The organism is Egibacteraceae bacterium (genome assembly GCA_040905805.1).
GTDB lineage: Bacteria > Actinomycetota > Nitriliruptoria > Euzebyales > Egibacteraceae > DATLGH01.
The window spans coordinates 3,936-13,644 of sequence record JBBDQS010000011.1 but is presented as its reverse complement, the minus strand read 5'-3'; the positions used below and the strand labels follow the sequence as shown (position 1 = coordinate 13,644).

At 75.6% G+C, this 9,709-nt stretch carries 11 protein-coding genes; 6 read left to right on the top strand and 5 right to left on the bottom strand.

All coding sequences use genetic code 11. The annotated features are described in order from the left end of the window. Positions 1-350 precede the first annotated feature (350 nt). Both WD250_01985 and WD250_01980 read right to left on the bottom strand, forming a co-directional pair. Complete coding sequence (locus tag WD250_01985) at positions 351-1,025, bottom strand: DUF429 domain-containing protein (protein ID MEX2618965.1); 675 nt, start codon at positions 1,023-1,025, stop codon at positions 351-353. Beyond that, positions 1,022-1,336, bottom strand: coding sequence for a hypothetical protein (locus tag WD250_01980; GenBank protein ID MEX2618964.1), 315 nt, complete (start codon positions 1,334-1,336; stop codon positions 1,022-1,024). The genes WD250_01985 and WD250_01980 overlap by 4 nt, the downstream gene beginning before the upstream one ends. Before the next feature lie 58 nt (positions 1,337-1,394). Here WD250_01980 and WD250_01975 point away from each other — a divergent pair, with 58 nt between their 5' ends. Continuing rightward, positions 1,395-2,633 (top strand): MFS transporter, encoded by a 1,239-nt coding sequence (locus WD250_01975; GenBank protein ID MEX2618963.1) that lies wholly within the window; start codon positions 1,395-1,397, stop codon positions 2,631-2,633. Positions 2,634-2,754: 121 nt separating this feature from the next. Further along, positions 2,755-3,447 carry a uracil-DNA glycosylase gene (locus tag WD250_01970; GenBank protein ID MEX2618962.1) on the top strand — a complete coding sequence of 231 codons (693 nt, stop codon included), beginning with the start codon at positions 2,755-2,757 and terminating at the stop codon, positions 3,445-3,447. Positions 3,448-3,715: 268 nt separating this feature from the next. Here WD250_01970 and WD250_01965 read toward each other — a convergent pair whose 3' ends face one another. Both WD250_01965 and WD250_01960 read right to left on the bottom strand, forming a co-directional pair. Further along, positions 3,716-5,707, bottom strand: a complete 1,992-nt coding sequence (locus WD250_01965; protein MEX2618961.1) for a GMC family oxidoreductase — start codon at positions 5,705-5,707, stop codon at positions 3,716-3,718. 42 nt (positions 5,708-5,749) lie between these two features. Then, positions 5,750-5,959, bottom strand: a complete 210-nt coding sequence (locus WD250_01960) for a hypothetical protein (GenBank protein ID MEX2618960.1) — start codon at positions 5,957-5,959, stop codon at positions 5,750-5,752. Between the two features lie 151 nt (positions 5,960-6,110). Between WD250_01960 and WD250_01955 the strand changes: the two genes are divergently transcribed. Further along, a complete protein-coding gene (locus WD250_01955; GenBank protein MEX2618959.1) occupies positions 6,111-6,677 on the top strand; it encodes a thioredoxin family protein in 567 nt (188 codons plus the stop codon). Positions 6,678-6,697: 20 nt separating this feature from the next. Here WD250_01955 and WD250_01950 read toward each other — a convergent pair whose 3' ends face one another. Next, positions 6,698-7,240: a YqgE/AlgH family protein gene (locus tag WD250_01950; GenBank protein MEX2618958.1), complete on the bottom strand. Its 543-nt coding sequence runs from the start codon at positions 7,238-7,240 to the stop codon at positions 6,698-6,700. Between the two features lie 210 nt (positions 7,241-7,450). Here WD250_01950 and WD250_01945 point away from each other — a divergent pair, with 210 nt between their 5' ends. The 3 genes from WD250_01945 to WD250_01935 are packed head-to-tail and all read left to right on the top strand — an operon-like array spanning position 7,451 to position 9,590. After that, positions 7,451-8,104: an ion transporter gene (locus WD250_01945; protein MEX2618957.1), complete on the top strand. Its 654-nt coding sequence runs from the start codon at positions 7,451-7,453 to the stop codon at positions 8,102-8,104. A gap of 35 nt (positions 8,105-8,139) precedes the next feature. Beyond that, entirely contained in the window at positions 8,140-8,613 is a 474-nt protein-coding gene (locus WD250_01940; protein MEX2618956.1) for a YbhB/YbcL family Raf kinase inhibitor-like protein, read from the top strand. Positions 8,614-8,624: 11 nt separating this feature from the next. Beyond that, positions 8,625-9,590 carry a quinone oxidoreductase gene (locus tag WD250_01935; GenBank protein ID MEX2618955.1) on the top strand — a complete coding sequence of 322 codons (966 nt, stop codon included), beginning with the start codon at positions 8,625-8,627 and terminating at the stop codon, positions 9,588-9,590. The last annotated feature ends 119 nt before the right edge of the window (positions 9,591-9,709 follow it).

The window sequence follows — 9,709 nt, the reverse complement described above, 5'->3', positions numbered from 1 at the left end:
GGCCGCACCCTGGTTCCCCGGTGAGGAGCCGGGGCCGCGCCGGGGCCGCCGGCAGGCCGCACCCTGGTTCCCCGGTGAGGAGCCGGGGCCGCGCCGGGGCCGCCGGCAGCCGCACACCTGGATCTCGGCTGGGGTGCGCTCGGGCAGGCGCGGGGGTGCGCTCGGGCAGGCGCCGCGGGAATGTCGGAGGGCGATGGCCGGCCGCCCCGGTCGGCGTGGGCGGGAGGCCCAGCTTTCCCGCGCCCACGCGGGAAAACTGGCTTGGGTGGCGGGGCTCGGGGCCCGCAAGGGGTGGCGACCGTCAACCTTCCCGCGGCGGGCCAGCCCGAGATGCGCGTGGCGCGGGAGGATCAGGCCCAGATGGCGACGGCGCGTCCCGTCGCGGGGTCGAGCTCGGGCGGGTCCGGCAGGCTGATGCCTGCCCCGCGCACGAGCCGGGCGGCGCTCCACGCGGCCGCCGCGGCGTCGACGACGTCGTCGGGGCCGGCGCGCCCCGCCCCGGGCAGCGGGCCGAGCGCGATCCCGGCGTCCTCGAGGGCGCCCAGGCGTTCCTGCAGGCCCACCCAGGTCTTCTTGGACGTGTGCGCCGGGTGGCCGAGCAGCACCGCGAAGGAGACCTCGGGGTGCACCTCCCACACGGGTGCCCCCGCCACCGCGACCCAGCGGTCGGCGTCGAGGATGCTGCGCGCCAGCGCGTACGCCTGGCGGCTGACCCCCTGACCGGTGAGGCGGCGGCCGATGGCGCTGGCCTCGGCGTGGGTGCCCGCCTCCAGCGCCGCGCGGACCGGGGTGGCGAACACCGAGGACCGGCGCACCCCCAGGAACCGCCGGGCCGCCACGTCGGCGGCGCGGACGCCATCGACGGGCAGCCCGATCGGCACGTCGATCCCGAAGCCTTCGGCGGTGGGGGTCTGGGCGGCCAGGGCCTGCAGCGTGTCCGCCTGCACCGCCCGCTCGACGCCCGCGTCGCCCAGCACGACCCCCACCCACCCACCCGGGCACGCGTCGACGCCGACGACCCTCACCGTGCCCCCCACGGCGCGGCGCGCAGACGCCACGCCCGCTGGGTCGGGCGCGCCACGGCGGTCCGGACGGCCTCGTGGGGATCGGTCACGCGCTGGTCGGCGGCTTCGGCCCGGACGGCCTCGTGGGGATCGGCCACGAGCTGGTCGGCGGCTTCGGTCCGGACGGCCTCGTGGGGATCGGCCACGAGTTGGTCGGCGGCTTCGGTCCGGACGGCCTCGTGGGGACCGGTCACGAGCCGGTCGGCGCGCTCGGCGCCGTGCGGGTGGAGGCCGGTGAGGGATGCCATCGGACCGTCGAGCATGCCCGGCACGGTGCCACACCTTGGTGGCGCGTTGCGACCGTCGCTCGAGCGGGCAAGGCTGCCGGTGGTGCAGTCCGATCAGCGTGGCCCGCGTGGCGAGCGACCCGGGACGGCCGCCGGCGACGGCGTCCGCCCCGCCCTGCCGATCGTGTTCGCGATCACCGCGACCGGCATCATGACCACCACGCTCATCACCCCCTCGCTGCCGGAGATCCTCCGGGGCGTCGGGGCCGCGCCCGGGCAGGCCGGCCTCGTGATCGGCGCCGCGACCCTGCCCGGTATCGTCCTGGCGCCGGTCATCGGCCTGCTCGCCGACCGCTTCGGCCGCCGGGAGGTGCTGGTGCCCTGCCTGGTGCTGTTCGGGCTGGCGGGTGGTCTGGCCGCGACGTCGCCCTCCCTGGGGTGGCTCCTCGCGTGGCGCTTCCTACAGGGTGCCGGCGCCGCGGGCCTGGTCAACCTCGCGGTCGTGCTGATCGGCGACCACTGGGTCGGCGGCCGGCGCGCGGCGATGATCGGCCGCAACTCCGCCGTGCTGACCACCTGCATCACCGTGCTGCCCCTGATCGGTGGCGTGCTCACCGACCTCGGCGGCTGGCGGGCCCCCTTCCTGCTCTATCCGCTGGCCCTGGGCACCGCCGGCCTCGTCGCGCGCCGCCTGCCACCCTCGACCCGGCGCAGGGTCGACATCGGCGAGCAGCTGCGTGACCTCCGGCCGGCCTTGCGCCAGCCCGGCGTGGTGCGGGCCCTGGGCGCCGGGGCGATCACCTTCGCCCTGGTGTTCGGGCTGCTGCTCACCGTGATGCCGTTGCACCTCGAGCAGGCCTTCGGGGTGAGCCCGTCGATCCGCGGGCTGGTCCTCGGCCTGCCTGCGGTGGCCAACACCGTCGCAGCGCTGTCGGCCGGACGGCTGCAGCGCTTCTCCAAGCGGGCGCTGCTGACCACCGCCACGGTCCTGTTCGCGATCTCGCTCGCGTTCGTGGCTGTCGCACCGAGCCTGCTGCTGCTGGTGGCCGCCATCGCCTTCTTCGGAGCCGGCCAGGGGCTCATGGTGCCGAACCTGCAGGACATCGCCGTGCGCTCGAGCGACACCAGCCGGGGCGCGGTCGTGGCCCTGTTCGTCAGCTCCGCGCGGACCGGCCAGACTGCCGGGACGGTGGCGGGCGCGGCCGCCTTCGGCGCGCTCGGGGGCCCGACCACCTTCGCGCTCTCCGCGGGCGCCTGCCTCCTACTGCTGCTGCCCCTGACGCTCGGTGCGCCCCGGGGCTCGTCAGCGGAGCCGCCCCCCGGCCCCCTCGTCGCCGGATGAACCGGCCGGTGTCGCGCCCGGCATCACCGCGAGCATCGCCGGCTCCGGCGGTGCACATCTCCGGCAGCGCCACCGCGGCCCGGACGTCGCGCGGCGCGCGTGCAGCGGTAGGGTCGGATCCGTGACCACCGAGCCGTCCGAACGACCGGACTTCGCCGACGCCGTCGGCCCCGGTTGGGCCCCGGCGCTGGAGCCGGTGCGCGATCGCATCGCCGCGGTCGGCGACTTCCTGCGCGCCGAACAGGCCGCCGGCCGGCGCTTCCTCCCGGCGGGCGACCGCGTCCTGGCAGCCTTCTTCCAGCCCCTCGACGCGGTGCGCGTCCTGCTCGTGGGCCAGGACCCCTACCCCACGCCCGGCCACCCCATCGGGCTGTGCTTCTCGGTGGCGCCCGACGTGCGCCCGCTGCCCGGGAGCCTCGCCAACATCTTCCGCGAGTACTGCGAGGACCTCGGCCACCCGCGGCCCGCCTGTGGTGACCTGACCCCCTGGACCTCACAGGGCGTGATGCTGCTCAACCGCGTCCTGACCGTGCGGCCCGGCACCCCGGCCTCGCACCGGGGCAAGGGCTGGGAGGAGATCACCGAGCAGGCGATTCGTGCCCTGGCCGCTCGCGGCGGCCCGCTGGTGGCGGTCCTGTGGGGCCGCGACGCGCGCAACCTGAAGCCCCTGCTCGGCGACGTGCCCGTCGTGGAGAGCGCCCACCCGAGCCCGCTGTCGGCCCGCAACGGCTTCTTCGGCTCGCGTCCGTTCAGCCGGACCAACGCCCTGCTGGCCGAGCAGGGCGCCGCGCCGGTCGACTGGCGCCTGCCGTGACCGCCCCCGCCGAGTTCGGGTGTACCCGCGAGTAACGCGAGAATTGGCAGGGTTACTCGCGGGTAACCGCAGTGGCCGGGCGCTGGTGCGGCCCATGTCAGCATCTTTATGGCGGTCGCTGCGCGACCGCCTCACCCGGCACAGCGGAGAATCGCCTCCGCTGGCGCTCCGGCGATTCCCGTCTCAGCATCTTCATGGCGGTCGCTGCGCGACCGCCTCACCCGGCACAGCGGAGAATCGCCTTCGCAGGCTCGGAGCGATTCACATCTCAGCCCGCGGCGAGCAGCGCGTGCGCGGTGCGGCGCGCGAGGGCCATGCAGGTCACCATCGGGTTGACGCCGCTGGCGGTCGGGAACGCGCTCGTGTCGCCGACCCACACCCCCGGCGCGGTGTGCAGCTGACCCTCCGGGTCGGTGACGCTGGTGGCCGGGTCGGGGCCCATGCGCGCCGTGCCCATCTGGTGCGCGCTGAACAGGCCCCGGCCTCGGGCACCGAACGGGTCGCGCCCGATGCGGTCGACGAACCCGTCGAGGTCGTCACCGCGGCGCCAGAGGCGCCGGGCGGGCGCGAGGTCGACGACGGCCCGGGCGCCGGCGGCCGCGTGCAGCCGGGCCATCGCGCCGATGCCCGCGGCCAGATGACGCCGGTCCAGGTCGTCGTCGAGGGGGTAGGTGACCACGGGCTCGCCGACGTCGTCGATGCTGACGCTCCCGCTGCCGCGGTCGCGGGTGACGGCGATGAAGGGCGCCATGTGGCCGGCGCGTGCGGCGAGCACCTTGTGGTCGCGGCCGGAGCGCCACGGGGTGTTGGCGGAGAACAGGCCGGCCCCGTAGTGGGGGCACTCGACCAGGAAGCCGTAGCCCTCGGCGAGGTCGGCGAACTCGTCGACGATCACCGTCTGGGGCGCCCCCCACCACGCGCGCTGCTCGTCACCGTAGTACCCCGCCATGGCCGGGGTGGGGTGCAGGTGGAGGTTGCGGCCCACGGCCGGGCCGCCGAGGTCGGAGCGCAGCAGCAGGGCGGGGGTCTCCAGGGCCCCCGCCGCCACGACCACCGCCGGGGCGCGCACGTCGACCCGGCGCCCGTCGGCGAGCCGGCCCCGCACACCGACCGCGCGGCCCGCCTCGACCTGGACCCGCTCGGCGTGGCAGCCCGCCACGACCCGCGTCCCGGCGGCGGCGGCGTCGGCCAGGAACGTGCCGATGGTGCTCTGCTTGCTGCCGGTGGCGTCGCCGAACCCGACGTGGCCGGCGGACGCCGGGTCGTAGGTCGCCGGATCGGTGTTGCGCCGCACGACCTGCCACGACCATCCGCTGGTGCGGGCCCCGTCCATGAGCCGGGCGTTCGGACCGTTGCGGTCGCTGCACGCGTCGGTGGCGCCGATGCGCTCGGCCACCGCTGCGAGGTGCGCGTCGAAGTCCGGCCCGTCGACGCCGGCCACGCCGTGCGCGCGCGCCCACTGCTCGCGCACCCACTCCGGCGGGGTCACGCAGTTCATCCAGTTGACCGCCGAGCCGCCGCCAAGGGTGGCACCGGCGATGACCGTCACGGTGCCGTCGGCCGTCGGGGCCAGCCCGTCGCGCCAGTACAGGTCACGGTAGGCGTCCAGCTCGAAGCGGGGGAAGTCGGGCGGCTCCGCCGCGCCGCCGGCCTCCAGCACCACGACGTCCCGGCCGGCCGCCGCCAGCTCCGCGGCCACGACGGCTCCGCCGGAGCCGGACCCGACCACGCACACGTCGGCGTCCAGCTCGACGTGGTCCGACCCCGCGGGCAGGGCCAGCGGGCGGAGGTGGCGGGTCTCGGGACGGGCGAGCTCGGGGGGCCCCGGGTAGCCGAGGACGGGCCAGTTCGGGTTGGTCCCGGTGTCGTCGGGGCGGGCGTAGAAGAACAGCATGGTCAAGGCCAGCAGCGCGTCGAGGCCGCGCGCCACCTCGGCGGAGGCCCGGCGCAGCGTCCGGACGGCCACGGTACGAGCCCCGAGGGGCAGGCGCGCGAAGCCGGCGCGGCCGAGCAGGTCCAGCAGCTGCTCCAGGCCCGCGCGGTCGGCGTCGGCGAGCCGGGTGGCGATGTAGCCGGCCACCGCGCGTTCGACGCCCAGATCCGACGCCACGCGGGACCAGAAGGGGTCCACGGGAGCGGCGTCGGGCGGGCGCACCGCCGGTACGAAGGTGTCGCAGAGCGCCCGGAGCGCGGCGAGCCGTCGCCGGCCTGCCGCGCCCTGCCCCCAGGTCAGCCCTGCCTGGTCGAGCTCGTCCACCATGGCGTCTCCTCGGCGCGGGTCACACCCCCCGGCCTGCCGGGCCTAGGGCGCCGCGCCCGTGGGCGGGGGCGGCGGTGGCGGGGACGCCCCGGTCGCACCCGTGCGGTGCAGGTGGACCGACAGGCCGGCGTGGGCGGCGACGCCGACGCTCATGACGGCCACGACCGTCCACAGCTGGAAGAAGGCGGCCACGACGGCGGCGAAGACCGCGCCGGCGACGAGCAGGCCGCGCATGGTGTTGACCGAGCTCACTGGCGTCTCCGTTTCCGGTGCACTTCCCGTGCCGTTGCTGTGCCGTTGCCGTTGCCGTTGCCGTGCCGACACCGGCTCGGAGCCCATCGTAGGGCGCCGACCCGGGTAGGGTCGCCAGACGACCCGACCGCAACCCGCAAGGAGGCCCCTGGTGGCCGCAACCTCCACGATGATGCCGCTCGGCACGCCCGCCCCGCCGTTCAGCCTGGCCGATCCCGACGGCAAGGTCACGTCCCTGGACGACCTGGCCGGCGCGCCCGCGCTGCTCGTCATGTTCCTGTGCAACCACTGCCCCTACGTCCGCCACGTCCGCGAGACGCTGGCGGCCCTCACCACCGAGTACCGCGACCGGGGGGTGGCCGTGGTGGGCATCAACGCCAACGACGCCGACGCCTTCCCCGACGACGCGCCGGCGCGCATGGTCGAGGAGGCCGCGGAGGCGGGGTACACGTTTCCCTACCTCGTCGACGAGACGCAGGAGGTCGCCAGGGCCTACGGTGCCGCCTGCACGCCGGACTTCTTCGTCTTCGACGCCGACCAGCGCCTGGCCTACCGCGGCCAGATGGACGGGTCGCGACCCCGCAGCGGCGAGCCCGTCACCGGCGCGGACCTGCGCGCCGCCCTGGACGCCCTCCTGGCCGGTGAGCCGGTCCCCGACGAGCAGCACCCCAGCATGGGCTGCTCGATCAAGTGGCGTCCCGGCAACGCCCCCGCATGAACCGTCCGGGCGGTCGCGCTTTAGTTGGCGGTCGGGTCGGGGGGGATGGTGGTGAACACCCCGCCCTGCCGGCGCAGCACGCCACGCCAGACCGTCTCCGGCTCGTCGCTGAAGACGTCCTCGGGTCGCGCATCGACCACGAACCAGCTCCCGCCGGCGATCTCGTCCTCGAGCTGACCGGCGCCCCACCCCGCGTAGCCGGCGAAGACCCGCACGCCCGCGATCGCCGCGCCGATGCGGGTGGGGTCGCCCGACAGATCCACGACGCCGACGCCGGGCAGGATCTGCTCCACGTCCTCGGTGGGGCCGTACATGCGCGCCAGCGCGATGACCGCCTCGGGCTGCACGGGCCCCCCGAGGAACAGCAGCGTGGGCTCGGCGGCCAGGGACGCCCACTCGGGCACGGACGTCGCCAGCGGCGTCTCGGTCGGACGGTTGACGATCACGCCGACGGCGCCCTCGGCGCTGTGCTCGAGCAGCAACACGACCGCGTGGGCGAAGTTGCCGTCGGCGAGGGCCGGCGTCGCCACGACGAGACGGCCGCGCAGGGTGTCGTCGTTCATGCGCTCATCCGACCGCGTCGGAGGTGATCGGCGCAAACCGGCAGCTCACAGGGCGGCGTCGCGCAGCTCGAACCCCACGGCTTTGCCGCTGCGGTGCTCGACACCCAAGTCGGCGGCGCTGGTCGACCTCGGCACCCGCTGGCCCCGCTGGCCCCGCCGGCCCCGCTGGCCCCGCTGGCCCCGCGAGCATGCGCGCTAGGCTCGTGCTCCATGGACAGCGGCACGACGACATCCCGTGACCGCGACCGCGCCGATGAGCTCGAGGGACGGTTCACCGTCCCGGTGATCCTGGCAGCGCTCGCATCGGTCCCGGCGATGTTCCTCACCGCCCTCGAAGGGCGACCGGCCCAGGTCGGCACGGCCATCAACTACGCGACCCTGGCCGTGTTCGTCGCGGAGGCGGTGGTCCTCTTCGTCCTGGCCGGTGACCGGCGTCGGTGGCTGCGCGACCACTGGCTGCTCACCGGCGTCGCCCTGGCGACCGTGCCGGCGGTGGTCTTCGCCGTCGGCCCGGTCCAGGTGCTGCGCCTGATCCGCTTCGTCGGCGCCCTGCGCGTGCTCCGGGTCCGCCGGATCTTCAAGGCTGGCCGCATCCTGCGGGAGCGTGCCGGCGTGAGCGGGCGGCTGGCCACGGCCGTGGCGGTGGCGGTCACGGTCCTGGCCGCGGCCTTCGTCGCCATCGTGCTGTCGGACCCGACCGGGCAGACCCGCCGGCTCCTCGACCAGTCGGTCGTCCCGGCGGTCCAGCACGTCGGGTTGCTGCCCACGGTCGTGGCGGGCCTCCTGCTGGCCGGCGCCACCGTCGTGGTCTGGCGGGCCCGCCGGCAGGAGGCCGCAGCCGAGGCCGAGGAGCGCGCCGATTAGCCCACCCGGCGAGGCGGGGAGGATGGCGGCACCCGATGATCGGAGCGGCGATGCACATCCAGGCCCTGACCATCACCAGTCCCGCCTTCGCGTGGGGCGAGCAGATCCCCAGGCGGCACACCGCGGACGGGGACGACGTCTCCCCGGCGCTCGAGTTCCGCGGGATCCCGGCGGGGACGCGCTCGCTGGCGGTGATCTGCCACGATCCCGACGCACCGATGGCGCACGGGTTCACCCACTGGGTCGTGTACGCCATCCCGCCGGAGGTCACCGCCATCCCGGAGGGCGGTGCCGGTGACCACCCCCAGGGCACGAACGACTTCGGCAAGACCGGCTACGGGGGTCCCGCCCCGCCCGCCGGCCACGGCACGCATCACTACTACTTCTGGTTGTACGCTCTCGACGAGGAGGTCGGTGCCGCCCCGGCCCTGACCCGCAGGGAGCTGCTGGACCGCATGGAGGGCCACATCATCGAGCAGAACCGCCTCGTCGGCACCTACGAGCGGTGATCACCGCCACCATGCGCGCGATCCAGGTCCGGCAGACGGGAGGTCCCGAGGTCCTGCGCCCTGTCGAGCTCGACGCACCCACCCCGGGCCCCGGCCAGGCCGTGGTCGCGGTCGAGGCCGCCGGTGTCAACTTCATCGACACCTACCAGCGCAGCGGGGACTACCCCGTCGGGCTGCCGGCGATCCCCGGCTCCGAGGGCGCCGGGACCGTCGTGGCCGTCGCCGAGGGCGTCGACGGACTGCGCCCGGGGGACCGCGTGGCCTGGTCGGGGCAGCCGGGCAGCTACGCCGAGCAGGTGGTCGCCGACGTCGACGGCCTGGTGGCCGTGCCGGAGGGTGTCGACACCCCCACCGCGGCCGCGGTCATGCTGCAGGGGATGACCGCCCACTACCTGGCGACGTCCACCTTCCCCCTGGCGCCGGGGCACACCGCCCTCGTGCACGCCGGTGCGGGCGGGGTCGGTCACCTGCTCGTCCAGGTCGCCAAGCGCCGTGGGGCCCAGGTCGTGGCCACGGTGTCCACCGCCGAGAAGGCCGAGCTGGCCCGCACGGCGGGCGCCGACGAGGTGATCCGCTACACCGAGGTCGACTTCGCCGAGGAGGCCACGCGGCTGTACGGGCACGGGGTCGACGTCGTCTACGACTCGGTCGGGCGCGACACGTTCATCCGGAGCATGGACTGCGTGCGGCCACGGGGCATGGTCGTGCTCTTCGGCCAGTCCAGCGGCCCGGTCGCGCCGCTGGACCTGCAGGTGCTCGCCAGGAACGGGTCGCTGTACCTGACCCGTCCGACGCTGGGCCACTACGTCGCGGACCCCGCCGAGCTGCGCCGGCGGGCCGGCGACCTGTTCGCGTGGATCGTCGCCGGGGAGCTCGACGTGCGCATCGACCGGACCTTCCCGCTGGCCGAGGCTGCCGACGCCCACCGTTACATCGAGGGGCGCCGGACCCGGGGCAAGCTGCTCCTGGCACCCTGACGGCCACGGTGGTCGGGTGGCCCGGCGACGTGCCCGGGGGTGTGGCCCGGCCAGAGGGCCACTCCCACGGTGGTCGGGTGGCCCGGCGACGTGCCCGGGGGTGTGGCCCGGCCAGAGGG